Genomic DNA, 24,538 nt, shown 5'->3' with positions numbered 1-24,538 from the left:
AGGCTCGGGCCTGGCGGCCCTCGCACCTCAACCACCGTGGGCCTGGCGATCCTCGCACCCGGACGCCGACGACACCGGCGACGCCGCCGGCCGGACCCGGGGTCAGGAGCCCAGGACCTCGGAGACCCATCGCGGCACGAGCACGGAGGCCGGACCCTGCCTGGCCTCGGCGAAGAGGGCGGATCCGGCGCTGGGCTCCAGGTTGAGCTCGACGGTGTGCGCACCGCGCCCGCCGGCGTACTGCACGAAGCCAGCGGCGGGATAGACCGCACCCGAGGTGCCGATCGAGACGAAGACGTCGGCCCGGTCGAGGGCGGCGGAGATCCGGTCCATCTCGTAGGGGATCTCGCCGAACCAGACCACGTCGGGCCGCAGCTCGGTCACGCCGCACCGCGGGCACGGCGGATGGTCCGCGAGGTCGTCGTGCCAGTCGGTGCGCCCGTCGCAGGCACGACACCAGGCCGAGCGCAGCCGCCCGTGCATGTGCACGACCTGGGTCGAGCCGCCGCGCTCGTGCAGGTCGTCGATGTTCTGGGTCACCACGAGCAGGTCGTCGCCGATCGCCTCCTCGAGCCGGGCGAGCGCGTGGTGCGCCGGGTTCGGGTCCACGGTCGCGAGCGCCGCCCGCCGGGCGTCGTAGAAGCGGTGCACCACCGAGGGCTGGTACTCGAAGGCCTCGGGTGTCGCGACGTCCTCGACCCGGTGGCCCTCCCAGAGCCCGTCGGCGTCGCGGAAGGTCGGCACCCCGCTCTCGGCCGACACCCCGGCCCCGGTCAGGACCACGATCCTCATCGGGCGGTCACCGTCGCGGCTCGGCGTAGAGCGTGATCGCGTAGCCGGCGACCGGATCGAACGCGTCGCCGCCCCAGGTGCCGTAGCGCATCACCGCGTCGAGGCCGAGCACCCCGAACGCCGCGTCGACCTCGGCGAGGTCGGTCGGCGGGCAGTCGCCCGGCAGGTGCGCGGCGTCGAGGCCGTAGCCGCACACCACCACCCCACCCGGCGTCAGGTGGGCGCCCAGGCGCTCGCAGGCGTCGAGCAGCGTGCCCGGCTCGAGCAGCGGGATCGTGTTGCCGGCGACCAGCACGACGTCGAACGTCGCACCCAGGTCGAAGGTCGCGAGGTCGCCGAGGCGCCAGTCGAGCTGCGGTGCCTCGGCCCGCGCGACCTCCAGCATCGACGCGTCGACGTCCACGCCGACCACGTCGTACCCCAGCTCCGCCAGGCGTACGGCGACGCGGCCGGTGCCGCAGCCCGCGTCGAGGACCCGCGCCGGCGGTGGCAGCAGGTCGGCCACGAACGCCGCCTCGCCATGGACGTCGCCCCCGCGCCCCGCCAGCGCCCGGAACCGCTCGGCGTACCGCGCCGCGTAGTCGTCGCCCGCCTGCGCGCGGGCGATCCGCTGCCACCTCGTGCTCATGTCGACAGCTTCCTCCGGTTCGCCTGTGCCTTGAACTCGCTCATGAAGACCCGGTGGATCGAGTCGCCGTCCAGCGCGCCACCGACCGCCCGCAGCTCGCCGCGGGCGAGCCGCTCGCACACCCGGAGCCAGGCGTGGCCCATCGCGTAGGTGAAGGTGCCGGCCACGGAGGCGTTGATCGTGCCCGCGACCGCCGTCCCGGCGCCCGGCACGAACTTGATCAGGTTGCCGACCAGCGACCGCCCGGCCGTGGTCGCGGCGGCGGTCGCGGCGATCGAGGCGGCCGTCGAGCGCTCGATCGAGATCCCGTAGGTCACCGCGATCGAGGCCATCATCGTCAGCTGGAGGGGGACGAGGACGGCGGCGTCGGAGAAGGGGATGGGGGAGGCCCCGGCGGTGGTCGCCGCGCCCGTCGCCACCTTGATCGCAGCCTCCGCACGCTCGCGCTTGCGGTCGAAGTCAATCCGCTGAGCCGCCGTGATCGCGTGGGCAACGCCCGAGGGCGCGCCGCGAAAGGTGGCATCGAGGAGCTCCTGCAGGCCGTACGCCGCCTGCCCGGTGAACTCGTCGCCCAGCGCCATCGTGTAGTGGATCAGCCCGTCCTGGATCGGCAGGTCCAGGGCGGCGATGCTGGCGGCGAGCGCCTCGGCGTCCGGGTGCACGCGGCCGCCTCCCCCGGGTCCGACACTGCGGGGCACCTGGGTGAGCACCAGGATCACCGGCAGTCCGAGCTCGTGCAGGGCGCGGACGAAGTCGCCCTCGGTCGGCTCGAAGCGCCGGTCGCCGGCGCGCACGCAGTACCACGCCACGTGGATCTGCTCCGTCAGGGGACGCCGCCGCATGTCGCGCAGGTAGTCCTTCAGCTCCGCCAGGAGCTTGTCGTTGTCGCGGCCGACCTCGAGCCCCCGGGTGTCCAGCACGCCGAGCGTCCCGCTCTGGTGCAGGTACAGGTGCTCGGCCCGGGTGACGGGCTCGCCGATGCCGGTGGCCGCGATCTCCGCGCCGAAGATCGCGTTGACGAGCGTGCTCTTGCCGACACCGGTCTTGCCGAAGATCGCCAGGTTGAACCGACCGATCTCCGCGGCCCGGTCCTGCCACGCCTTCCCGAAGGCCTGGCCGAACCACGCATCCATGGGTTTCGACATGGCACCAGCGTCTCAGGCCGGCGCAAGCACCTTCGTCGTCGAGCCGGCGCGAGCACGCCGGCCGCGCCGGATCAGAACCGTCGCTGGTGCAGCGTGGTCACGCCGTTGCGCGACATCGCCACGCCGAGCAGTCCGCGGTGCGTGGCGGCGGCCAGCCGGAACGGCGAGCTCGCGCCGCGCTGGACCACGCTCGGCCGGGCCACGATGCGGCGGCCGCGCAGGCCGACGTGGTAGACGCCGCTGTGGAGGCAGCCCATCACGCCGCAGGTGGTGTGCGCGACCGTCGAGAAGACCACGTGCGTCAGCGACCCGTCGGTCGCGAGCGCGACCGCCTCGGCAGGGGTGCGGGTGCCGATCCGGCGCCCGTCGGTGAGCACCGTGAGGCGGCGTACCGTGCCGCCCGACCACGCCACCACCGGCTTCCGGCCGGCGTAGGCGACATCGAAGTCGTGGACCTTCCTGGCCCGGGCGAGCACCCGGAAGGGCCGGTCCCCCGACCGCTCGAAGACGGTGAGCCGGCCGCTGCCCGTGGTGGCGCCCAGGAGGAGCCGGTCGCCGTGGGAGGCCATCCGGATCCGGCGCACCCCCTGCACCGGCAGCGACACCGGCGCCTGGTCCAGCCGATGGTGCACCAGGCGGCCGTTGACGTCGTAGGCCAGGTGCAGCTGCGAGCCGACCCGCTCGACCTCGGGATGCAGGAAGGCGGACCGCGTCGACTCGGGCAGCGCCCGCAGCAGCTCCGTCGTGCCGCCGGGGACCGCCAGGTGCAGGCGCGGGCAGTAGACGACCCGCCCCGCCACGGTGGTGGGCTTCCGCTCCCCCCACACGACGACCGGACGCCCGTCGGTGCCGAACGACAACCCGACGCCGTCGTTCTGGTCGATCGTCCGGTCCAGCGTGCGGGCACCACCGGGTCCGAAGTAGTGCACCGCGTACCCCGTCGCGCCGCGCGCGGCGACGTGCGGCCGGCCGCCCCGGTCGTAGCCGAGCTGGACGTCCATCATCCGGTCCGCGCGTCCGACGACGCGCTTGCTCCAGCGCGGGGCCGGCCGACGCGTCGGCACTGGGAGTTCGGTCCGGGACGCCGCAGCGTCGGGCGCCATCCGCGCCGGAGCTCCGCAGCTCGCCCCGTCCTGCCCCGATCCGTCCGTTCCGGGACCGCCGGCACCACCGGCGCCGCCGCCACCACTGCCGCCACCGGAACCGCCGGCGGTGGTGATGTCGAGACTGACGAGGGCGCGCTGCTGCGGGCGCTCGGCGTACGCGATGGTCCCCGCGGCATGCGCCCCGGCGTGCACCGCGGCCACGTCGTCCGCGCCGCCGGTTGCGAGGAACGACGGCCGCGACTCGGCGTCCGCACCCGTCACCTGCAGGGCGACGTAGTCCCCGGCCGCGACCGGCAGGCTCAGGCCGAAGGTGCTGGTGCTGTCGGTGCTCGACGTGGGCGCGAAGGTGACGCGCGCCGAGCGGACCACCGTGTACGACGTGCCGGTCCGCGACAGGACCAGCACGGTCCCGTCGGTCGTCATCAGGCCGCCACCGGCGATCGCGCCGTGCCGCACCCGCAGCCGGCTGAGGGTCCCCGCCACCGGCACCAGCGTGGTCGCCGGACCGGACACCTGCAGCGCCGTACAGGTCGCCGTACCGCAGTCGAGCGTCGGCACCCCGTCCAGCGTTCCGATGGTGACCGTGCTCCCGCTCGCGGCCGGCGCACCGGCCGACACCGGCGCCGTCACGACGCTCGGCAGGGTCACGACCAACACCGCCGCGACGAGGGCGGCCAGCAGCGAGAAGGGGCGTCTGCGCATGCGGCCGGACCATAGCCTCACCCGCACGGCCGCACACCTTGTTGCCGACCGGTGTTGCCGACCGGTCTGGACAGGGGCCTGTGACGTACGTCGCGGACCTGCCGAGCGATCGGCGATCCGGCACTCCGCACCAGGACGTCTCGATTCGCCGATGACGGACCCGTCGCCGCTCACGGATCGAGCAAACATATAGGCCTGACGTATTGAGGGCTAGACTCCTGGCCACCGCATCGGGCGAGAGGAGGGGCGGCGATGGGCGCGGAGCATTCGATCCTGATCGCGCCCCTGGGCGCCGCCGGTCGCGCCGACGAGATCGCGGTGCGCATCTCGGAGGCCATCCAGCTGGGACTGCTCTCCGACGGCGAGCGGCTGCCTCCCGAGGCGGAGTTCGCCCAACAGTTCGGCGTCTCCCCGGTCACGCTGCGCGAAGCGATCGCCACCCTGCGTGAGCGCGGACTCATCGAGACCCGTCGTGGTCGCACCGGCGGATCCTTCGTGCGCCGCGCTGCCGAGCCGGACGAGTCGCCGGACATCGCGCGCCTCCGCGGGCTGTCGGCAACGGCACTTCGAGACATCGCCGACGAGCACCTGGCGATCGCGACCACGGCCGCGACCCTTGCCGCGGAGCGGGCTTCGGAGGCCAGCATCAAGCGCATCTTCCAACTGGCGGACCAGTTGAGGGTGGCCTCGACCCGCAGCGACCGGATGAAGGCCGACAGCCGATTCCACATCGAGGTCGCGATAGCGACGCGCTCGGAGCGTCTGACTCGCCACGAGGTGGCGATCCAGGCCGAGACGATCGGCCTGCTGTGGACCTCCCACCTCCCCGACGACGAGATCGAGGCACAGCACGACGAGCACCTGGCCATCGCGACCGCGATCGCCCAGGAGGACGGCGAGACCGCCGGAGCGCTTGCGAAGCAACACGTCTCGAACAACCTGAGGCGACTCACGACCACGTACCTGTCTCTGACGCGACCGACGAGGGGGCAAGCATGACCCGGCCACGCGCCGCCACCAGGACTCGCCTCGACGAGGTCTGCTCCTGGATCCAGGAGCAGATCGACGCGCGCCTGCAACCGCTGCTCGGCTACGCGACGGCCCTGGTCGACCTGGTCGACGCCTCGAGCCAGAGCCCCCTGACCTCGTCGGCCGTCGAATCCCTCAATCCTCAGGTCGAGTCGATCATCGACGGGTCGGCAGCCATCATCGGCAGTGGATTCATCGCGGCTCCGGGGACGGTCGACGCTGCCCCGCGCTACATGCTCTGGCTCCAGCAACGCGGCGATGCGATCAAGCGGCTCCGGCTCAACTTCGACACCTCCGACCTCGAGGCCTACGACTACGTCGACATGGACTGGTACCTCCGGACCGACCATCGGCGATGCCCGACGCTGGTCGGTCCGTACCTGGACTACTCCGGCTCCGACGCCCTGGTCATCACCCTCGTGGTGCCCGTCGTCGCGGACGACACCTTCCTCGGCGTCGTGGCCGTCGACCTCATGGCCCAGGCCGCCGAAGAGCTCATCACGACCGAGCTGTGTCAGCTCCGGGGAGACGCCGTGGTCGTCAACCGCGACCGGACGATCGTCGCGACCAACTCCGTCCGCTGGATGCCCGGCGAGAGGGTCCTGCGCATGCCGGACCAGGACCCCGGCGGGTACCGGGAAGTCCTGCCGGTCGGGGACTGGTCGGAGTGGCAGATCGCCGTCGCCGAGCCGGAAGGCTGACGAAAGGGCTGACGCCCTCCCGCACCCGCGAGGGAGCAGAAGGGCGCCAGCCCCGACAGACGCCGTCGTGCTCGGCGCTACCGTGCCGGTTCCGGAACCCGGTGACCACCTGCCGACGATGTCGTCGTGGAACGCGGCGTCCACCGGGCGGCGTCGGTGCCGTTGACCTCGTCCTCCGGGTCGACGCGCAGCCGCATGAAGGTCCCCAGGACACCGACCAGCAGCGCAGCGGAGATCGCGCCGATCGCAATCGTGACGACGATGCCGACGAGCTGCCACCACAGGTTGATCTCGGCGTGCTGGAACCCGAAGTCGCCCTCGAGACCGAAGTAGCCCCCCGTCGGGGTGCCCCAGGCGATCAGGCCGACCAGGATGTCCCCGGCCACCGCCGCACAGGCCAGGGGGAAGACCTTGCCGTCGTCGATCCCACGCTTGCCGACCCAGGTGTAGGCGACCGCGACGACCACCGGTCCGGCGACGGCGACGACCGCCGTCTCCCAGGGCTTGAGGACGTCGAACGCGGTCGTGTTGGCGACGTAGGCGGAGATCGGGCCCAGGATCGCGTGCACCGGGTTCTTGGTCCGGTAGGCGATCGCGGCGCCCACCAGGCCTCCGACGACGAAGGAGACGAAGACGTTGATGTAGACCACGCCCAGGCCCGAGGTCGTCATCGAGACGCCGTAGTAGCCGTCCTCGGGGACGAAGAACCCACAGCCCATCACGATCAACGGGGCGGCGAACAGCAGCACGACCACGCCGAACAGCGCCATCGGCACGCTGTTGGGTGCCCAGGTCGCGGTCTCCCCGGGCTTGGGGAAGAGTCCGATCCGCGGCTTCAGCTTGATGGTGAGCACCAGTCCGAACGCGCCGGCGAAGATGTACGCGCTGTAGGCCCCGACGAAGTCGTGAAGGCCGGCGTTCGTCAGGGGGCTGGTCGACCCCCAGGTCAGCCAGAGCACGACCGGATAGATCACGCCGCCGATGGCGGCGGACATGATGTAGAACGGCCCGCTGCGGACCCGTTCGGACGCCGCCGTGTGCACCAGGGCGCACACGAAGCCACCGTAGACAGCGAGGAAGACGAAGAAGATCTGCGAGTTGCCGACGCCGGGCGCAACCGAGGAGTCGATGTTCTGCGCGTAGTCGTTCAGGAAGGTGCCCCCGAACCACCAGTCCTTGAAGGCCTGCGAGAGTCCGTTGTCGACGGCGAACGCCTTGTTGTACTGGTAGTTCCACAGCGCGAACCCCGCGACCATGTAGGCCCCGGTGCCGATCGTGAACGCAACGAGCTTCTGCACGGCCGTCGACAGGGCGTTGACGGGCCGCACGAGCCCCACGTCGACGAGCACCAGCCCCAGCAGACCGAGCACCACGGCGGTCGCGGCCATGATGTAGAAGAAGTTCTGCGTGAAGGCGTCGGAGCTGACCTGGTCGCCGAACGTGTCGGTCGCGGCCAGGATGACCGGGCTCATCAGCGGCCCTTCTCGGTCAGGTAGGTGTGGAGCCCGAAGGCGCGGTACTTCAGCCGAGGCAGCTTCTCGATGGTCACGAAGCCGGGTTCGGCGTTGATGACGTCCGGGATCCGGTTGACCATCTGGGTGCAGGTCGTGATCTGCGTCGGGACGGTGCCGTTGGACAGGACGAGGTCGGGCTCTCCCTGGATCTCCCACTCGTTGATGTCGCCGTCGGCCTCGCCGTAGACGCGGCCCGACATCTCGAAGGTGAGGACCGGACCCTCCTCGGTCTGGATCTCGTCGATGTCGGTGAAGCCGATGACCTGCCCGGCGTCCACGTCGAGGTCGAGCGCCTGGGAGTGCATCGGACCGATAGCGACGTCGGGCCGGGTGGTCGAGGCGATGGACTTGACCGTCAGGCCCGTGTCCGCGACGAGGGCGTCGAGGACGTTGCGCCCGAACGTCGGGGGACGCTCGGCGCCCCTGAGCCACTCCTCGAACTCCTCGACGGACCTGCCGACCTGCTGGTCGCTCGCGACCTCGGGGCCGTAGTCGTCGACGTTCCAGCTGGCGTGACCGGTGACGTGGTCGATGTGGTGCGAGGTGCCCATCATCATCGCCACGATGTTGACCCAGTAGGTGTCCTGGTGCCCCGTGCCGGTGAGGGTGGCCCCGGTGCGCCTGGCGATCGTGTCGAGCTCGGCGGTGATCTCGGGCGAGGTGTTCCAGGGGTAGAGGGCCTCCTCGGAGAGCGTCACGGCGTTGACGCCGGCCTCCGCGCAGATGCGCAGCTGCTCGACGGCGTCGGCCATGTAGCTGTTGACGGCGATCACGGCCACGTCGGCGCCGGAGGCGGCGAGCGCCGCCTTGGCATCGTCGGTGACGGTGACGCCCAGCTGCCTGCCCAGACCGGTCAGGTCCCCCAGGTCCCTACCGACCTTGTCCTTGCTCCGGGAGATCGCGGCGACGATGTCGACGTCCTTGTCCAGAAGCATGCGAGTGGCGATGGAGTTCATCGCTCCGACGCCGTAGATGGCGGCCTTGATGCGGTTCATTGCCTTGACTCCCTACTCGGTTTCCGAACTGGTCGTCGGTCCGGGGTCGGGCCCCTCGCCGGCGAGTACTACTTCATCTGCGAACTCGGCGTGGACGGCGTCGAGGTGGTCCCACCGCGCGGCGACGATCCGCTTCGTGTCCCAGGTCGCCATCCGCTGTTGCTGGAAGTGGGCTCCCATGAGATCGGGATCCACCTCGAAGACGTGCTCGAAGCGTTGGATGACCTGATCGGTGACGCGCTCGGGCTCCGGCGGAGCCTGCTCCGCCGGCACCCAGCGTCCGAACCGGTACTCCTCACTCACGGCGCCACCTCCTCGTACGCCTCGTCGAGGCTCTGCTTGCCGGGGTTCATGATGTTGTGGGGGTCCAGGGCCCGCTTGATGGTCTTCATGACCTCCCAGGAGGCGCCCATCTCGGTCGGAACCAGCTCGGCGTCTCCGGCCCTGGTAGCGCCGTGGCAGGAGGACATCGACCCGCCGTGGTCGATCGCCACCTGGGCGATCTCTCGCTTGAGGGACACGAATGCCTGCCAGGACTCCTCGTCCATACGGTCCTCCCACAGGCCCATGTCGATCTCGACGAGGACGTCGCCCCAGGGCTTGTGTGCTCCGTTGGTGTACTGGAAGGCACCCCAGTCGTCGAAAATGTCGTACCGCTCGACGTATCGCTGGGCGATCTCGTGCCACTTCCGCAGCACCTCGGGAACCTCGCTGTAGGGGATCGCGGCGTCCTCGCAGTGCCAGGACATCGGCACGACCTTGCCGTCCTTGTCGCGCCCGTGGAGCGGGTTGGCGTAGCGGTCGTGGCGGGCGGCCCAGTCGCCGGCGGCGATCTCGTCGCCGATGTAGCGGCCGCCGAGGCTGCGTCCCAGCTCCATGACCTTCTGCGCGCCGACCTCGACCTCGGCCTTGGTCCCGAAGAGCGAGGCGGCGCACACGGCCTGCACCCAGTCCGGCTGGATGATGTAGGCCTCGTCGTCTCGACGCAGGTACTCGACCTTCTCCGGGTCGAACATCATGACGCCGCCCAGCGTGGCCAATCCACTCTTCGCGATGACCGAGAACGTCTGGTACGCCGTCTCGTAGTCCTCGAACAGGAAGAAGGCTGCGAACTCGGCCTCGGCCCTGGGGACGAGCTCCAGGGTCGCCTCGGTGACGATGCCGAGGGTGCCCTGGTGGCCCATGAAGAGGTGCTTGAGGTGGTAGCCGGTGGAGGACTTGCGGATCTTGCGTCCTCCCCCGTCGCCGACCTCGATGATCTCCCCCGTGGGGGTCACGATCTCGAAGGAGATGACGAGGTCGCGGGTGTGTCCGTAGCGCGCGCCGAGAAGTGACAGCCCGCTCGTTCCGATCCGGCCGCCGACCAACGCGCACGCGTAGGAGGCGGGGTCGTCGGGGTAGATGACACCGTGCTTCTTCAGGGACCGGTTCAGCGTCTGCATGTTGATGCCGGGGCCGACCGTGACGGTGTTGTTGACCAGATCGATCTCCTTGATCTGGTCCATCCGCTTGATGTCGACGACGATGCCGCCCTTCATGGGCACCGCGCCGTCGGCCAGCCCGGTGCCTCCCGCGCGGGGTACGACCGGGATCTTGTACTCGTTGGCGAGCTTGACGATCTGCGAGACCTGCTCGGCCGTCCGCGGCAGGACGACGACGTCCGGAATGAACTCCTCCCACCGGTGGACGGGGAAGGGCGCGGGGACGCGGGCCCGGTTGAACCGGCTGGACCTGCTGGTCAGGACCGCGTCGTCCTCGCCGAGGATCGCGTGGAGCCGCTCGAGAACCTCGTCGCCGATGCCGGTGGTGGTCACGGGCGCGTCCTTCCGCCGATCTCGATGCCGGCCGACTCCGCGACGAGCTCGATGATGTCCTTGACGTCGATGCCGGCCTCGTCGCCCGCGGCGGTGAGGGGGCGCTCCGACCACACACACGCCGAGACCAGGGTGTCGACCTCCAGCTCCGCCGCCTTCTCCAGTCGCCGTCGGCTGATCTCCGCGGTGATCTCGGGCTTCTCGATCGGCAGGCCGCCGCCACCGCCGGAGCAGTAGGACCACTGGGTGACTCGGTCGACGTCCTTGAAGGTCAGGCCGGGGATCGCCCGCAGGATCTCCCGTGGCGCCTCGTGGATGCCCTTGCGCTTGTTGAGCCGGCAGGGGTCGTGGTAGGTGACCACCCGGTCGATCGGCTTGGTCAGCTTCAGGCGACCGTCGCGGATCAGCTCCGCGACGAGGTCGATGATCTGGACGACCTCGAAGTCGAAGTCGTCGCCGAAGTACGCCGGGTAGTCCTCGGTGAAGTGGACGTAGTCGTGCGGCTCGATGGCGATGATGCGCTTGACGCCGGACTTGCGCCAGTCGTCCACGTTGTGCCGGGCGAAGCGCATCGACTGCTCGACGTAGCCCATCTCGGCGGCGGGACCGCCGCAGCACCACTGCTCGTTCATGAGGCCGAACTCGTAGCCGGCGAGCTGGAGGATCTGGGCGGTGGCTCGCGGGATGGAGGTGCGGTAGTAGGCGGCCTCGCAGTCGACGAACATGATGGTGTCGCCACCGATCGGGATGTCCAGGCCCTCGGCCCAGTCGCGGACCTGCGCCTGACCGTTGGGCTGGTCTCCCTCGACGCCGAGCACGGGCTCGTTCTTGAGCTCGTTGGTGAGGCGGTTCCAGACCTTCCAGCCCTCGCGGTCCAGGCCCTTGTCGACGAGCATGGCGCGCATGGCGCGCACGACCTTCACGGTCTCGGTGCGGGCTCGGTAGAAGTCTCCGACCATGAGGGTGTTGGGGCAGCGGACCTCGCAGCCGCCGCACTGGGTGCAGTGCACGTAGTCGTCGGCGACGTCCTCGACGGTGAGGTGCCCCTTCTCCAGCGCGATGACGTTGGCATGGAAGGCGGTCGGGGTGTGGTTCTCGTTGCGGGTGACCTGGGTGACCGGGCACACCTCGCGGCAGAACTTGTGTCCGGAGGAGAAGCAGCCGGTCGCGTTCTCGTGCCACTTCTCGACGAAGGCCTGCTCGACCTCGCCCAGGATCTGGGGCGTGCCGAGGTCGACCGTCGTCGGGGGCGTGGCCTCGTCGTGTTCGTGCGTGTTGCTCATCGCTGGCCCTTTCAGACGGACTTCGTCATGACGTGCTTGATCCGGGTGTATTCCTCCAGGCTGTAGACCGACATGTCCTTGCCGTAGCCGGACTGCTTGAAGCCGCCGTGGGGCATCTCGGACATCACGGGGAGGTGGTCGTTGACCCAGACGCAACCGAAGTCGAGCTCGCGCGCAGCTCGAGCGGCGTGGTTGAGGTTCTGGGTCCAGATGGAGGAGGCGAGGCCGAAGTCGATGTCGTTGGCCCACGCGAAGGCCTGGTCGACACTCTCGGCCCGCTGCACCGAGACGACCGGGCCGAACTGCTCGGTCTGGACGATGACGTCGCCCTGGCTGGGGTTGAGGACCACGGTCGGCTCGATGAAGTAGCCCCTGCCGGGGATCGCCCGGCCGCCGGTCGCGATCGTTCCGTCCGTCTTGGCGAGGACGTCGAGGATCGACTGCCGGTGGGCGGCCGAGACGACCGGCCCCAGGTCGAGATCCTCGGTCTCGGCCGGGTTGCCGACCTTGAGGCCCGCCACGGCGGGGACCAGCTTCTCGACGAGACGGTCGTAGACGCCGGGGGTGGCGATGACACGACAGGCGGCGGTGCAGTCCTGTCCGGAGTTGACGAAGCCCCCGAGCAGGATGCCGTCGACGACGGCGTCGACGTCGGCGTCGTCGAGCACGATGACCGGCGCCTTGCCCCCCAGCTCCAGGTGGGCCTTGGCGACATGGTCGGCGGCGACCTTGGCGATGTGACGCCCGGTGCCCGTGTCCCCGGTGACGGAGACGAGTCCGATCCGGCGGTCGCTGACCAGCGAGTCGCCCATGTCGGCGGCCGAGCCCGAGAGGACGTTGAAGACGCCCGCGGGGAAGATGTCCTTCGCGAGCTTGGCGACGTACAACGCCGTCAGGGGGGTCTGCCGGGAGGGCTTGAGGACGCTGCAGTTGCCGGTGGCGAGCGCGGGGCCGAACTTCCATGCGGCCATCAGGAGTGGGTAGTTCCAGGGCGCGATGCCGGCCACCACACCGATGGGCTCACGTCGGACGTAGGACTCGTACCCGTTGAGGTACTCGCCCCCCGCACGACCCTCGAGTGAGCGCGCGGCACCCGCGAAGAACCGGAGGTTGTCGACGACGAGGGGGACCTCGTCACGGGCGACGGGCATGGGCTTGCCGACGTTGCGCGACTCGAGCATCGCGAGGTGGTCCGCGTTGTCCTCGATCGCGCCGGCGAGCGCCAGCAGCATCTCGGCCCGCTCGCCGGGGGTGGTGCGCCGGTAGGTCGTGAACGCCTCCGTCGCGGCGGTGACCGCTGCGTCCACGTCCGCGGCGTCGCTGGCCGGCACCTGGGCGAGGACCTCCTCGGTGGCCGGTTCGATGACGTCCAGGAGCCGACCGGAGCGGGCCGGCACCAGCTCGCCGCCGATCAGGTTCAGTGCGCTCACATCATGGGGATCAAGCATCGTTGTGCTCCTCTGTGGTCTTCTCGAGATCGAGGTCTCGGCCGGTGTGTGACCGAGCCTCGGGTTGGCGGGCTTAGAGGCCGGACCCGCTGCCTGCGGTGGTCGGCGCTGCGAGCTGCTTCTTGAGCTCGAACTTCTGCACCTTGCCGGTGGAGGTCTTGGGCAGCGTCGCGAACTCGAACCGGTCGGGGATCTTGAATCTGGCGACCCGGTCGACGAGGTGGTCGCGCAGCTCTGCCGCCGAGACGGTGGACCCGTCGCGGAGGGAGACGAAGGCGACCGGTCGCTCGCCCCAGTGCTCGTGAGGCATCGCCACCACCGCCGCCTCCTGCACCGCGGGGTGCTCCAGGATGGCCTGCTCGACCTCGACCGAGCTGATGTTCTCCCCGCCGGAGATGATGACGTCCTTGGCGCGGTCGCGGATCTCGACGTACCCGTCGGGATGCCTGACTGCGAGGTCGCCGCTGCGGAACCAGCCGTCGGGCACGGCGGCGGCCGTCGACTCGGGGTCGAGGTGGTAGCGCGGCGTCACGTTGTTGCCGCGCATGGCGATCTCGCCGACGGTGGTCGCGTCGGCCGGGACGTCGAGACCGTCGCTGTCGACCACCCGCACCACGTCGGAGACGATGTTGCCGATCCCCTGCCGAGCCTTGAGCCGGTCCTGCTCGTGGAGGGGAAGGTCGTGCCAGTGGTCCCGCCACTCGTTGATGACGGAGGGGCCGTAGGTCTCGGTCATGCCGTACAGGTGCACGATCTCGAGACCGCAGCGACGCGCCCGGGCCAGGAGGGCCGGGGCGGGCGGCGCCCCGCCGGTGGCGACCCACACGGACCTGTCGTCGACGGTCGGCCCGGCGGGATCGGCGGTGAGTGTGGAGAGAACGGTCGGTGCCGCGCACAGGTGGGTGATGGAATGGTCGGCGATGGCGTTCCACACGGCGCCCGCTTCGACCCTCTCCAGGCAGACGTGCGTGGCGCCGGCCGCCGTGACCGCCCAGGTGAAGCACCAGCCGTTGCAGTGGAACATGGGCAGCGTCCACAGATAGCTCGACGAGGGTCCCATCCCGGAGTGGAACGCCATCGCCAGCGACTGCAGGTAGGCGCCGCGATGGGTGTAGACCACGCCCTTCGGCGTCCCCGTCGTGCCGCTGGTGTAGTTGATGGCGATCGTCGCCCGTTCGTCCCTGACGGCGGCGCGGTAGGGCATGGCGACGGCCAGCGCGGCCTCGTACTCGGCTCCGGTCACCAGGGTGGTGATGTCCAACCCGCCCAGCCTGATGGCGTCGCGAGCCAGGTCCTCGAGCGCCGCGGCGACGATGAGGATCTCGGCTTCCGAGTGCCGCAGGACGTAGGCGATCTCTCCGGGGCTGAGCCGGGAGTTCAGCGGCACCAGGACCCCGGTGGCGTAGGGAACCCCGTAGTGCGCCTCGAGCATCTCGTGAGTGTTGGGTGCCAGGACGGCGACGCGACCACCAGCACGGAGGTCGAGCTCGAACAGCGCCCCGGCGAGGCGCGTCGCCCGGAGATGCAGCTCCCCGTAGGTGTAACGGGTCTCGCCGTCGATGAGGGCCACCTTGTCCGCGTACGCAGCAGCGGCGCGATCGAGGAAGCCGACCGGGCTCAGCGGGGTGTCGTCGTGCCGCATCATCGGCGCCCTCCCGCGAGACGCGAGCCCTTCGATGCGAGGTCGCGGGCGGCGAGATCTCCCATCGAGAGCAGCCCGGGTCGGGCGTCGATCACGGCCGCCGCGGTGTTCACGGCCGCGGCGATGGTGCTGAGGAACGACTCGAAGCCCACCGTGGAGGAGAGGTCGAGGACCTGCTCCTCGCCCTCGATCCGGTAGTCGTCACCGGCCTGGACCGTGTCGGCGCCGGCGAAGAAGCCGAACATGATCTCCAGGTCGATGACCGCCCGGTCGCCGATGCGGCCGCGTGCCGCATGGGTGACGGCGGCGATCTCACCGGGCTCGATCGTCACGTGGTCGCCGCAGCGGCGTTCCCGGCTCACCAGCGCGGGCGTGACCTGGTCGACGTCGATGCCGTCGAGGCTCCACCCCAGACCGCCGGCAACCGCGCTGATCGCCTGCTCGAAGCCGTAGTGCCCGACGACCTGGCCCTCGGCCTGCGCGGCCGCGAACTCCTCCGGAGTGAGGCCGAGCCCGAACTTCGTCAGGATCGCCCCGTAGCGCGACATGTTCGTGCGGCGCCGGATGACGACCCGCTCGACACGCTGGGTGAGGACCGTCAGGAGCAGCGGGAGCGTGTCCATGAGGACCCCGGGGTTGGCGCCCGTGCCGAGCACGGTGACGCCGTGCGACCTGGCCGCGTCGTCCAGCCGGCGGGCCAGCTCGGGATGGCTCGCCCACGGATACGACAGCTCCTCGCAGATGCTGAGGACGTTGTACGAGCGCTCCAGCAGCGGAAGGAGCGTGTCCGCGACCTGGTTCAGGTCCGACGTCGTCGCGACGACGGCGAGCTCGGCCTCGGGGAGCTCGGCCGGGTCGCCGACCACCGACACCCCGAGCGGCCCGGTGCCGAGGACCGCGCCGAGGTCGGTGCCGATGGTCACTGGGTTCTTGTCGGCGGCTCCGACGATCTGCAGGTCGCTGCGCCGGACGAGCGATTGCGCCATCGCCACGCCGGTGGCTCCGAGGCCCACGAGGACCACACGGTTGGTCACGGTTCTGCTCCTTCACTGACCGGGAACAAACCGAAAACATACAGGGTAATCGGATTTAAGGGTAGCCCAGATCACACTCCTTCTCGGTCGACCGGGGAGCGAGCGGCGAAGCGTCCGGGAGTCAGCGCGGACTGGCGCCCGACTGCCGGATGAGCCCGGGGAGCGGGCGGATCATGGGGCTTGGTTGGCTGTACGTCGGATCCTGGAGCACCGCGGTCATCTGTGAGCCCGTCGCGCTCGCCAGAGCGACTACTCCGTCGCAGCTCGCATTACGTCGGCGCTCGCCGTGCGAGGGGTCTAGGTCCGGTCTCCGCGGACCGACCCCTGTCGCTTCACCTGGTTGACGTCCTCGACCCAACGCGACGGGTTGTGCCCCCTGGCCCCACGAGCGCTGTCAGTATGTCTCTTAATAAGTGACATAGCGCGCCTTGCACGATAGTGTTGTCACTTATTAAAGGACATACGGACATGACTTCACTCTTCACCTCCCCCGACCCCGATCTCGAAGATCAGCGCGTCATCAGCGAGATCCACGACACGCGCGCGTCGCTCGCGGACTACCTGCGCGCGCCCAAACGCTGGAACGGACTGCTCCGGCGCACCTCGACCGCGCGCGCGATCCAAGGCTCTAACACCATCGAGGGCTACACCGTCAGCGATGAAGACGCCGTCGCGGCTGTCGATGACGAACCCCCACTCAGCGCTAACCAGGCAACCTGGCTGGAGATTCTCGCCTACCGCCGAGTCCTCACCTACGTCCTCAACGTGGCGACCGAGCCCGGCTTCGTGATCGACGCGGCTGTGCTGCGTTCGATGCACTTCATGCTGCTCGATCACGACCTGTCTAAGACACCCGGTCGTTACCGCACCAAGGAGATCTTCGTCCGCGACGACAAGCGCGGCATCAACGTATACGCGGGTCCGGACGGCGACTTGGTGCCGGAGCTAATGCGGTTGCTATCCAAGTCGCTGTCAACGCCCACAGCCGACGATCCGCTGGTGCGCGGGGCAATGGCGCATCTCAACCTCGTGATGATCCACCCGTTCCGCGACGGGAACGGACGTATGGCCCGGGCGCTCCAGACCATGGTGCTCGCCCAGGACCAAGTAGTCGAGCCGACCTTCTCCAGCATCGAGGAGTGGCTCGGCAACAACACCCAGGACTATTACGACGTCCTCGCCGCGACCGGGCACGATGCCTGGAACCCCGACAACGACGCGACGCTGTGGGTGAAGTTCAACCTGCGGGCGCATCACATGCAGGCCCAGACGATGCGCCGTCGATTCGACGAGGCCGAGATCCAGTGGCGCAAGATCGACGAACTGGTCGCAGCGCACCGCCTCAACGACAGGATCGGCGCAGCGCTCTTCGACGCGTTGATCGGGTTGCGCGTGACACGGCCCTCCTACGTGAAGCTCACCGAGCTCGACGAACGGACCGCCACACGCGACTTGGTCAACGCCGCCGACATCGGCCTCCTGGAGGCTCGAGGCGAGCGCCGAGGCCGCCACTACGTGGCCGGCGAGCCACTCCGACAGATCCAGGCCGAACTCAGAGCCGAGCGGAAGCCACTGACCGATCCGTACCCCACTCTCATCGGCGAAATCAGACGAGCACTGCCGTGAGGTCTTCGACAAGCAACGTCGCCCGCTGCGCCCCGCCCAAGACATCGCATCGGGGAGGACGTACCACTCGGCGGGTCGCGAGGATCCCTAATCCGAAAATCAGCCGGAGCCGGACACACGACAACCTTGCGCCGTTCCGATGGCTCGGTGCTGCGTGTCGGCTTCAGTTGTGGACGGGTGACCTCCGCGCTGTTGGAGCAGGGGTGTGACAGGTGACCGCCCGGGGGGACTGATGAGGTGGATCGAATCTAATCCTCGTGCTCTGACCCTGAAGGGTCGTGGCGACATCGAAGGGCACATGGCCGGTCCCCGCGCGCAGGCTAGTCCACGGCCTCGTAACGGACCATAGGGTGAGCGTCGTCGACCGGGCGGCCACCCACCGATTTTCAGCCCGGAACGGGCGCCCCCGCAAGGGGGCAGGATGGCTAGTCCTCCTAACACCCTCCTGACGTCAGGCTCGATGAGGAGTGGCCGCGACCGAGCGGGCACTCGGAAGCCTCTGGCGTGCCGCACTCGCGACGCCATGTGCACAGTAGGACGCGTGACTAGCGGCCAATCAGCACTCTGACCCGCGCGAACGCGTCAGATCTAGTAGTACCAGGGGTACGGCGACCAGTCCGGGTCCCGCTTCTCCAGGAACTGGTCGCGCCCCTCCTGGGCCTCCTCGGTCATGTAGGCCAAGCGGGTGGTCTCGCCGGCGAAGAGCTGTTGGCCGACCAGGCCGTCGTCGATGAGGTTGAAGGAGTACTTGAGCATCCGCTGGGCCGTGGGCGACTTGCCGTTGACCAGCCGGCCCCATTCCAGGGCGACCTTCTCGAGCTCGGCGTGGGGGACGGCGCGGTTGACGGTGCCCATCCGGACGCCGTCCTCGGCGGAGTACTCCTGGCCGAGGAAGAAGATCTCGCGGGCGTACTTCTGGCCGACCTGGCGGGCGAGGTACGCCGAGCCGAAGCCGCCGTCGAACGAGCCGACGTCGGCGTCGGTCTGCTTGAAGCGGGCCTCCTCGAGGCTCGCGAGCGTCAGGTCGCAGACGACGTGCAGGCTGTGGCCGCCGCCGGCGGCCCAGCCCGGGACGACGCAGATGACGACCTTGGGCATGAAGCGGATCAGCCGCTGCACCTCGAGGATGTGCAGCCGTCCGAGCTTGGCCTTGTCGACCGTGTCGGCGGTCTCGCCCTCGGCGTACTGGTAGCCCGCGCGGCCGCGGATCCGCTGGTCGCCGCCACTGCAGAAGGCCCACTTGCCGTGGGTGGCATCGGGTCCGTTGCCGGTCAGGATCACGCAGCCGACATCGCTCGTCGTGCGGGCGTGCTCCAGGACCCGCAGCAGCTCGTCGACGGTGTGCGGCCGGAAGGCGTTGAGCACGTCGGGTCGGTCGAAGGCCACGCGGACCGTGCCGTGCGCCTTCGCCCGGTGGTAGGTCAGGTCGGTCAGGTCCTCGAAGCCGGGCACGGCGTCCCAGTCGGCGGCGTCGAAGATCTCCGACACGCCCTCGATTGCGCTCATGGATCGAGAGGCTATCGCCGGGGAATGCGGGCGCCCCGAGCGGGCATTGACCCGGTATGGCACTAGAAGGCGAGTACGAGCCCAGCCCGCAGCAGTGGGTGCGCGACCAGGTCGAGGAGTTCGAGGCCTCGAACGGCCAGCGCGCGAACATCCTGAGGGGCAAGCCGGAGTGGCCGATCGTGGTCATCACCTCCCAGGGTGCGCAGTCCGGCAAGCTCCGCAAGAACCCGGTCATGCGGGTCGAGAAGGACGGCGTGTACGCCGCGGTCGCGTCGAAGGGCGGCGCGCCCGAGCACCCGACCTGGTACCACAACTTCCTCGCCCACCCGGAGGTCGACCTCCAGGACAAGGCCGAGAAGCACACCTACCGCGTGCGCGTCGCCGAGGGCGCGGAGCGCGCGGAGTGGTGGGAGCGCGCGGTCGCGCAGTACGCGCCGTACGCCGAGTACCAGGAGAAGACCGACCGGGAGATCCCGGTCTTCCTGCTCGAGCGGGTCTGACGACCGCGCCGCCCGGACCGGTCAGCTCGGGCAGTACGCCGTGATCGTGAAGGGGAAGCTGCTCAGCGCCCAGGTGCCGACACCGCCCTGCACGCCGTACCCGTAGGTGCGCACCATCGCGGACGTCGCGGTCTCCGCGTCCGCCCAGATCGTGCGTGGCTGCGCGAAGTCGGATCCGTTCAGCGTCGCCGCCAGGGCGCAGTTCGAGATGTCGCGGCCGAACTCGACGGAGAAGGTGCCGTTGGTGTGCCAGTCGGCCGCCACGACCTCCGGGGCGTGGTGCACCAGGTCGCCGAAGGCGTCGACCGATGCCCAGATGGCGACAGCGTCCCGGCCGTCCCTGCCGGGCTGGCCCTGCTGACCGGCTGGTCCCGTGCCTCCGGACGGGCCGACCGGGCCCGCGGCGCCGTCCCTGCCCTCGGGTCCGGCGGAGCCGCGCAGGCTGGCGACCGTGCCCGGGGCGAGGTCACGCACCTTGATGGTGCCGTCCTTGATCTTGGGTGAGGTGACGGCGTTCTTGGCCAGTTGCTTGGTGGTGATCTTGGCGGCCGCGTAGGCGCTGGTCATGCCGGTCGCCACGACGAGGGCGAGGATGGCGAGCACGAGGGCAGCAGGGCCGAAGGCCCGGTCGATGCGCTTCACGATGTCCTTTCGAGGGTCCGTGGAGCGGCACGAACGGGATTCTGGTCGACGCCCGCAGGCTGGTCGGGCGTCCTCGTGAGGCTACCGCCCGTTGGCCGATTCGGGACAACGGGGACGGCGGGCGCTCCACAATGTGCGATGTGACGACCGCCAGTCCGCCCGACCCGTCCGCGCTCGGCGTACGCCGCTCCGCGCTGGCCGAGCCGCTGCAGAGCCCGCCCGCGCGCTGGGTGGCGTTCCTGACGTTGGCCAGCATCGGGCTGTGGGCCGGCTTCTTCGGTCCGATCCAGGTCCTGCTCGCGCAGCAGGCCGAGGCGATCGACGCCGACAGCAAGAAGCAGATCCTCTCGCTGGTGCTCGGGCTGGGCGCGGCGACCTCCGTGGTGTGCAACCCGGTGTTCGGGGCGTTCTCGGACCGCACCACGCTGCGGATGGGCCGACGGCTGCCGTGGGTGATCGGCGGCGCGACCGGCGGCGCGCTGTCGCTGCTGGTGCTCGGCGTCGCCGACGGCGTCGTGGTGATGGCGATCGGCTGGTGCGGCGTCCAGGCCGCCCTCAACGCGATGCTGGCCGCGGTCACCGCGACCGTGCCCGACCAGGTACCGGTCAGCGCTCGGGGGCGGGTCGGCGGCATCCTCGCGATCGCGCAGACCATCGGCGTGGTGGCCGGGACCGGCATCGCGTCGGCGACCGGCAGCATCGCGGCCGGCTACACGGTGACGGCGCTCGTGCTCATCGTGCTCATCGTGCCCTGGTGCCTCAACTCCCGCGACCTCGCGCTGGCGCCCGCCGAGCGGCCGGCCGCGTTCGACTGGGGCGCGTTCCTGCGCGGCTTCTGGATCTCGCCGCGCGCCCACCCCGACTTCGCGTGGGCCTGGATCACCCGCTTCCTGGTCAACCTCTGCAACGCGCTCGGCCTGCTCTATCTCCTCTACTACCTGCAGGACGTGCTCGGCTTCGACAAGGACGAGGCGGCCGACCGGGTCTTCCTGCTCACCGCCGTGTACGCCGTGGTGCTGATGAGCACCGCGGTCGTCTTCGGCATCTGGAGCGACCGCAGCGGCCGCCGGAAGGTCTTCGTGATCTGGTCCGGTGTCGTCGCCGGCGCCGCGACGCTGCTGCTCGCGGTCGCCCAGACCTGGCCGGCTGCGGTCGTCGCGGCGGTGCTGATGGGACTCGGCTACGGCATCTACGTCTCGGTCGACTTCGCCCTGATCACCCAGGTGCTGCCGGGGGCGGAGGACCGCGCCAAGGACCTCGGGGTCATCAACATCGCCAACGCGCTGCCCCAGGTCTTCGCACCCGGCATCGCGGCGGTGATCCTGATCGTCGTCGAGGCCCTCGGCGGGATCACCGAGACCGCCGGCGACGGCTTCTCCGTGGGCTACTGCGTCCTCTACCTGTGCGCCTTCGCGGTCGCGGTGCTCGGCTCGGTCCTCGTCACCCGGATCAGGTCGGTGCCGTAGCCACCGCTCAGGGGCGGACCTCGTAGACGTCGTTGAACGGCGTCTGCGCTGCCAGCCGGAACCGGGTGAACCCCGCCTGCTCGACCACGTCGCGGATCCGGGCCGGGCCCGCCTGGGTGCCGAGCGCGGCGCCGACCGGCTGGGACAGCGAGGCCGGCGTGCAGAGCAGGGTGGAGAAGCCGTAGTAGGCGCGGCCGACCGGGTTGAGGTTGTCCTCCACCCGGTCGCCGGCGGTCGGCTCGACGATCATCCAGGTGCCGTCCGGGTCGATCACCGAGCGCACGTGCCGCGCCGCGCCGACCGGGTCCCCCATGTCGTGCAGGCAGTCGAACATGGTCACCAGCTGGTAGCCCCCGCCACCGAGCTCGGTGGCTGAGGCGACCTCGAACCGGATCCGGTCGCCGACCCCCGCCGCGGTCGCCCGGTCGCGGGCGGTCGCGATCGACGCCGCGTGGTAGTCGGAGCCCAGGAACGACGAGCGCGGGTAGGCCTGCGCCATCAGCACCGTTGACGAGCCGTGCCCGCAGCCGACGTCGGCGACCCGGGCGCCGCTCTCGAGCTTCGGGACCACGCCGTCGAGCGCCGGCAGCCAGGCGGACACCAGGTTGGCGGCGTACCCCGGACGGAAGAACCGCTCGCACCCCTCGTGGACGTCGCCGGTGTGCTCGTGCCATCCCACTCCCGTGGCCGTCCGCGCGGCCTCGACGATCCGGTCGGCGTCGTGCACGGTGCCGAGGGCGATCTGGAAGAACCCCGGCAGGTACGCCGGGCTGGTCTCGTCGGCCAGCGCCACGGCGTGCTCCGGTGGCAGCGTGTAGCGACCCGAGCCGGCGTCGTACTCGACGTACCCTCCGGCCGCCTGGGCGTTGAGCCACTCGCGGGCGTAGGGCAGCCCCGTCTCCGTCCGGGCGGCGAGCTCCTCGGGCGTCGTCGGCCCGTGCTCGGCGAGGTCGCGGTAGTAGCCGAGCCGGTCGCCCAGGTGCACGAGGGCGCAGCCGAGCGTGGCGCCGACCTCGTCGACGGCCCGGAACACGAAGGCCATCAGCTTGTCGGTGTTGATCTGGGGGGACGCGTCGGTGGTCATGGCGCTCCTCCTTCCGTTCGTCGGTGGAGGGCTGACGCTAGGAAGCGCCTCCATTAGCATCAAGACTGATCACTTCAGGGAGTTCAGTGATGCTGATAGGCCAGGTGCGGTCCATCCGCGTGCTCTGCGCGATCGCGGAGCACGGCTCCTTCTCCGCTGCGGCCCGCTCCCTCGGGATGACCCAGTCGGCCGTCAGCCAGCACGTGGCCCTGCTCGAGCGCGAGACCGGACTGCCGGTCGTCGACCGCGGCACCCGGCCGGTCGAGCTCACCGAGGCCGGGGCGGTGCTGGTGCGCCACGGACGGGCCGTGACCCGGCAGCTCGAGGACGCCGAGCAGGCCCTCGCCGAGCTCGCGGGCCGGCGTGCCGGCCGGCTGCGACTCGGCGGCTTCCCGACCGCGCTGACGTCGTTCGTGCCGGCAGCGATCGCCCGGTTCCGCGAGGAGGCCCCCGAGGTCGCGCTGACGATGGTGGACGACCACATGCAGGGCCTGCTCCCCCGCCTGGAGCAAGGTGAGCTGGACCTGGCCGTGGTCTACGAGAATCCCGGCCTCCCCGGCGGGCTGCCCGGTCGGCTCGCGCTGACGCCGCTCTTCGACGACCGCTTCCGGGTGTTGCTGCCGGCGTCGCACCGGCTGGCCCGCCGGCGCGCGCGGCTGCGGCTCGCCGACCTCGCGGACGAGGCTTGGGTGGGCGGCCGCGCCGGCAGCGCCTGGTTCCGGATCGTGCTGCACGCGTGCCGCTCCGCCGGCTTCGAGCCGCGGACCCAGCTCGCCACCGACGACCACCGGGCGGTGCAGGCATTCGTGGCGGCGACCCTCGGAGTCGCCGTCGTCCCCGGACTCGCCGCCGACAACCCCCAGCCCGGCGTCGTCGTCCGCGACCTCGCCGACGCCGTCCCGGTGCGCCGCATCGGTGTCGCGCACCGCGCCGACGAGCCGGCGCCGACGCCGGTGCGGCTGATGGTCGACGTGCTCCGCGACGCTACGGCAGTACGCCGTGCCGGACGTGCGGCGCGACGTCGCGCATGACCCGCTCCAGCTGCCGCTCGTGGTCGGCGAGCGGCCACACCAGCACCAGGTCGGCGCCCGCGGCGGCGTAGGCGCTCAGCAGTTCGGCGCACGGCTCGGGTGGCCCGACCAGCACCCGACCCGCCAGCTCGCGCTCCGGACGACCGAGCACGTCCGCAAGCCGCGCGACCCGGTCGCCGCGCTCCCGTTCATCGTCGGTCACCCAGGTCCACAGGGTGGCGACCGTGCAGGGCAGCCGCCGGCCCGCCCGCTCCGCGACCAGCGCACGGCCGCGTGCGAGCTCCGTCGGCGTCGTGTTGTACGCCGAGGCCAGCCATCCGTCGCCGAGCCGGGCCACCCGCCGCAGACCGGCCGGCGATCCCCAGCTGGCGATCCAGATCGGCGGGCCGCCCGGTCGCACCGGCCGCGGCTCCAGCGCGGCCGCCCCGTCGTCGATCCCGAGGTGGGACCGCACCGCCCGGACCGCCTCCTCGAACCGCGACCAGCGTCGCTCGAAGTCCGCGCCGACCGCCGCATGGTCGGCGCGGGACGAGCCGGCACCCAGGCCGAGCACCAGCCGACCGCCCGACAGGACGTCGAGCGCCGCGGCCGCCTTCGCCAGCGCGGTCGGACCCCGCACGGCCGGGAGGGCCACGGTGGTCGCGAGGTCGAGGTCGCCGCTCGCGCCGACGACCGAGGCGAGCGCCACGATCCCGTCGAGCCACGGCCGCTGGAAGACCAGGTGGTCGTTGGCGGCCAGGGTGGTGAACCCGAGCTCGTCCGCGACCCGCGCGTAGGACGGGAGACTCGACACCGGCCAGCCCCGACCGTCCAGGTCGACCAGCGGCAGGTGCGCGCCGTACCTCATGCC

At 70.5% G+C, this 24,538-nt stretch carries 22 protein-coding genes; 6 read left to right on the top strand and 16 right to left on the bottom strand.

What is annotated here, in order from left to right; genetic code table 11:
- Positions 1-102 precede the first annotated feature (102 nt).
- The 4 genes from KM427_RS02400 to KM427_RS02385 form a co-directional block, all read right to left on the bottom strand.
- Positions 103-792, bottom strand: a complete 690-nt coding sequence (locus KM427_RS02400; protein WP_215526133.1) for an NAD-dependent deacylase — start codon at positions 790-792, stop codon at positions 103-105.
- A 7-nt stretch (positions 793-799) separates the two neighbouring features.
- Positions 800-1,420 carry a class I SAM-dependent methyltransferase gene (locus KM427_RS02395; protein ID WP_215526132.1) on the bottom strand — a complete coding sequence of 207 codons (621 nt, stop codon included), beginning with the start codon at positions 1,418-1,420 and terminating at the stop codon, positions 800-802.
- Entirely contained in the window at positions 1,417-2,565 is a 1,149-nt protein-coding gene (locus KM427_RS02390; RefSeq protein WP_215526131.1) for a GTPase family protein, read from the bottom strand. Before KM427_RS02390 ends, KM427_RS02395 begins: the two co-directional genes overlap by 4 nt.
- Before the next feature lie 71 nt (positions 2,566-2,636).
- Positions 2,637-4,373: a hypothetical protein gene (locus tag KM427_RS02385; protein ID WP_215526130.1), complete on the bottom strand. Its 1,737-nt coding sequence runs from the start codon at positions 4,371-4,373 to the stop codon at positions 2,637-2,639.
- A 252-nt stretch (positions 4,374-4,625) separates the two neighbouring features.
- On the opposite strand from KM427_RS02385, the gene KM427_RS02380 reads away from it, so the two are divergent.
- Together KM427_RS02380 and KM427_RS02375 are read left to right on the top strand one after the other, a co-directional pair.
- On the top strand, positions 4,626-5,372 hold the full coding sequence (locus tag KM427_RS02380) for a FadR/GntR family transcriptional regulator (protein WP_252274978.1): 747 nt from the start codon (positions 4,626-4,628) through the stop codon (positions 5,370-5,372).
- Entirely contained in the window at positions 5,369-6,103 is a 735-nt protein-coding gene (locus KM427_RS02375; protein ID WP_215526129.1) for a cache domain-containing protein, read from the top strand. Before KM427_RS02380 ends, KM427_RS02375 begins: the two co-directional genes overlap by 4 nt.
- Positions 6,104-6,180: 77 nt before the next feature.
- On the opposite strand, the gene KM427_RS02370 is transcribed toward KM427_RS02375, so the two are convergent.
- The 8 genes from KM427_RS02370 to KM427_RS02335 all read right to left on the bottom strand — a co-directional run bounded on the left by KM427_RS02370 (position 6,181) and on the right by KM427_RS02335 (position 15,833).
- Entirely contained in the window at positions 6,181-7,575 is a 1,395-nt protein-coding gene (locus tag KM427_RS02370) for an ammonium transporter family protein (protein WP_183592435.1), read from the bottom strand.
- Positions 7,575-8,612 (bottom strand): NAD(P)H-dependent amine dehydrogenase family protein, encoded by a 1,038-nt coding sequence (locus tag KM427_RS02365; RefSeq protein ID WP_215526128.1) that lies wholly within the window; start codon positions 8,610-8,612, stop codon positions 7,575-7,577. The genes KM427_RS02370 and KM427_RS02365 overlap by 1 nt, the downstream gene beginning before the upstream one ends.
- 12 nt (positions 8,613-8,624) lie before the next feature.
- Entirely contained in the window at positions 8,625-8,915 is a 291-nt protein-coding gene (locus KM427_RS02360; RefSeq protein WP_215526127.1) for a hypothetical protein, read from the bottom strand.
- Entirely contained in the window at positions 8,912-10,426 is a 1,515-nt protein-coding gene (locus KM427_RS02355) for an FAD-binding oxidoreductase (RefSeq protein WP_215526126.1), read from the bottom strand. Before KM427_RS02355 ends, KM427_RS02360 begins: the two co-directional genes overlap by 4 nt.
- On the bottom strand, positions 10,423-11,709 hold the full coding sequence (locus tag KM427_RS02350) for a (Fe-S)-binding protein (RefSeq protein ID WP_183592432.1): 1,287 nt from the start codon (positions 11,707-11,709) through the stop codon (positions 10,423-10,425). The genes KM427_RS02355 and KM427_RS02350 overlap by 4 nt, the downstream gene beginning before the upstream one ends.
- Before the next feature lie 11 nt (positions 11,710-11,720).
- Entirely contained in the window at positions 11,721-13,157 is a 1,437-nt protein-coding gene (locus tag KM427_RS02345) for an aminobutyraldehyde dehydrogenase (RefSeq protein ID WP_215526125.1), read from the bottom strand.
- A 73-nt stretch (positions 13,158-13,230) separates the two neighbouring features.
- Complete coding sequence (locus KM427_RS02340; protein ID WP_215526124.1) at positions 13,231-14,802, bottom strand: AMP-binding protein; 1,572 nt, start codon at positions 14,800-14,802, stop codon at positions 13,231-13,233.
- Positions 14,799-15,833, bottom strand: coding sequence for a hypothetical protein (locus KM427_RS02335; RefSeq protein WP_215526123.1), 1,035 nt, complete (start codon positions 15,831-15,833; stop codon positions 14,799-14,801). Before KM427_RS02335 ends, KM427_RS02340 begins: the two co-directional genes overlap by 4 nt.
- A gap of 468 nt (positions 15,834-16,301) precedes the next feature.
- Here KM427_RS02335 and KM427_RS02330 point away from each other — a divergent pair, with 468 nt between their 5' ends.
- Complete coding sequence (locus KM427_RS02330; RefSeq protein ID WP_215526122.1) at positions 16,302-17,459, top strand: Fic family protein; 1,158 nt, start codon at positions 16,302-16,304, stop codon at positions 17,457-17,459.
- Positions 17,460-18,047: 588 nt separating this feature from the next.
- Here KM427_RS02330 and KM427_RS02325 read toward each other — a convergent pair.
- On the bottom strand, positions 18,048-18,965 hold the full coding sequence (locus tag KM427_RS02325) for a 1,4-dihydroxy-2-naphthoyl-CoA synthase (protein ID WP_183592429.1): 918 nt from the start codon (positions 18,963-18,965) through the stop codon (positions 18,048-18,050).
- Positions 18,966-19,021: 56 nt separating this feature from the next.
- On the opposite strand from KM427_RS02325, the gene KM427_RS02320 reads away from it, so the two are divergent.
- Complete coding sequence (locus tag KM427_RS02320) at positions 19,022-19,465, top strand: nitroreductase family deazaflavin-dependent oxidoreductase (RefSeq protein ID WP_183592428.1); 444 nt, start codon at positions 19,022-19,024, stop codon at positions 19,463-19,465.
- Positions 19,466-19,486: 21 nt separating this feature from the next.
- On the opposite strand, the gene KM427_RS02315 is transcribed toward KM427_RS02320, so the two are convergent.
- Complete coding sequence (locus KM427_RS02315; RefSeq protein WP_215526121.1) at positions 19,487-20,107, bottom strand: collagen-like protein; 621 nt, start codon at positions 20,105-20,107, stop codon at positions 19,487-19,489.
- 140 nt (positions 20,108-20,247) lie between these two features.
- On the opposite strand from KM427_RS02315, the gene KM427_RS02310 reads away from it, so the two are divergent.
- Positions 20,248-21,573 carry an MFS transporter gene (locus KM427_RS02310; protein ID WP_252274976.1) on the top strand — a complete coding sequence of 442 codons (1,326 nt, stop codon included), beginning with the start codon at positions 20,248-20,250 and terminating at the stop codon, positions 21,571-21,573.
- A 7-nt stretch (positions 21,574-21,580) separates the two neighbouring features.
- Here KM427_RS02310 and KM427_RS02305 read toward each other — a convergent pair whose 3' ends face one another.
- Positions 21,581-22,657 (bottom strand): class I SAM-dependent methyltransferase, encoded by a 1,077-nt coding sequence (locus KM427_RS02305; RefSeq protein ID WP_215526119.1) that lies wholly within the window; start codon positions 22,655-22,657, stop codon positions 21,581-21,583.
- A gap of 104 nt (positions 22,658-22,761) precedes the next feature.
- Here KM427_RS02305 and KM427_RS02300 point away from each other — a divergent pair, with 104 nt between their 5' ends.
- The gene (locus KM427_RS02300) at positions 22,762-23,688 is read left to right on the top strand and encodes a LysR family transcriptional regulator (protein WP_183592424.1); all 927 of its coding nucleotides are present in this window, start codon (positions 22,762-22,764) and stop codon (positions 23,686-23,688) included.
- On the opposite strand, the gene KM427_RS02295 is transcribed toward KM427_RS02300, so the two are convergent.
- Positions 23,642-24,535 carry an LLM class flavin-dependent oxidoreductase gene (locus KM427_RS02295; RefSeq protein ID WP_215526118.1) on the bottom strand — a complete coding sequence of 298 codons (894 nt, stop codon included), beginning with the start codon at positions 24,533-24,535 and terminating at the stop codon, positions 23,642-23,644. The two genes, KM427_RS02300 and KM427_RS02295, sit on opposite strands and share 47 nt — an antisense overlap.
- Between the last annotated feature and the right edge of the window lie 3 nt (positions 24,536-24,538).

It is taken from the genome of Nocardioides sp. LMS-CY, assembly GCF_018732145.1.
In the GTDB taxonomy this organism is placed as follows: domain Bacteria; phylum Actinomycetota; class Actinomycetes; order Propionibacteriales; family Nocardioidaceae; genus Nocardioides; species Nocardioides soli.
This window is presented reverse-complemented; position numbering and strand designations above follow the sequence as displayed.

Coding starts and splice junctions, on each gene's coding strand:
- KM427_RS02400 (WP_215526133.1), bottom strand. CDS start 792: ATGAGGATCGTGGTCCTGACCGGGGCCGGGGTGTCGGCCGAGAGCGGG.
- KM427_RS02395 (WP_215526132.1), bottom strand. CDS start 1,420: ATGAGCACGAGGTGGCAGCGGATCGCCCGCGCGCAGGCGGGCGACGAC.
- KM427_RS02390 (WP_215526131.1), bottom strand. CDS start 2,565: ATGTCGAAACCCATGGATGCGTGGTTCGGCCAGGCCTTCGGGAAGGCG.
- KM427_RS02385 (WP_215526130.1), bottom strand. CDS start 4,373: ATGCGCAGACGCCCCTTCTCGCTGCTGGCCGCCCTCGTCGCGGCGGTG.
- KM427_RS02380 (WP_252274978.1), top strand. CDS start 4,626: ATGGGCGCGGAGCATTCGATCCTGATCGCGCCCCTGGGCGCCGCCGGT.
- KM427_RS02375 (WP_215526129.1), top strand. CDS start 5,369: ATGACCCGGCCACGCGCCGCCACCAGGACTCGCCTCGACGAGGTCTGC.
- KM427_RS02370 (WP_183592435.1), bottom strand. CDS start 7,575: ATGAGCCCGGTCATCCTGGCCGCGACCGACACGTTCGGCGACCAGGTC.
- KM427_RS02365 (WP_215526128.1), bottom strand. CDS start 8,612: ATGAACCGCATCAAGGCCGCCATCTACGGCGTCGGAGCGATGAACTCC.
- KM427_RS02350 (WP_183592432.1), bottom strand. CDS start 11,709: ATGAGCAACACGCACGAACACGACGAGGCCACGCCCCCGACGACGGTC.
- KM427_RS02345 (WP_215526125.1), bottom strand. CDS start 13,157: ATGCTTGATCCCCATGATGTGAGCGCACTGAACCTGATCGGCGGCGAG.
- KM427_RS02340 (WP_215526124.1), bottom strand. CDS start 14,802: ATGATGCGGCACGACGACACCCCGCTGAGCCCGGTCGGCTTCCTCGAT.
- KM427_RS02330 (WP_215526122.1), top strand. CDS start 16,302: ATGACTTCACTCTTCACCTCCCCCGACCCCGATCTCGAAGATCAGCGC.
- KM427_RS02325 (WP_183592429.1), bottom strand. CDS start 18,965: ATGAGCGCAATCGAGGGCGTGTCGGAGATCTTCGACGCCGCCGACTGG.
- KM427_RS02320 (WP_183592428.1), top strand. CDS start 19,022: ATGGCACTAGAAGGCGAGTACGAGCCCAGCCCGCAGCAGTGGGTGCGC.
- KM427_RS02305 (WP_215526119.1), bottom strand. CDS start 22,657: ATGACCACCGACGCGTCCCCCCAGATCAACACCGACAAGCTGATGGCC.
- KM427_RS02295 (WP_215526118.1), bottom strand. CDS start 24,535: ATGAGGTACGGCGCGCACCTGCCGCTGGTCGACCTGGACGGTCGGGGC.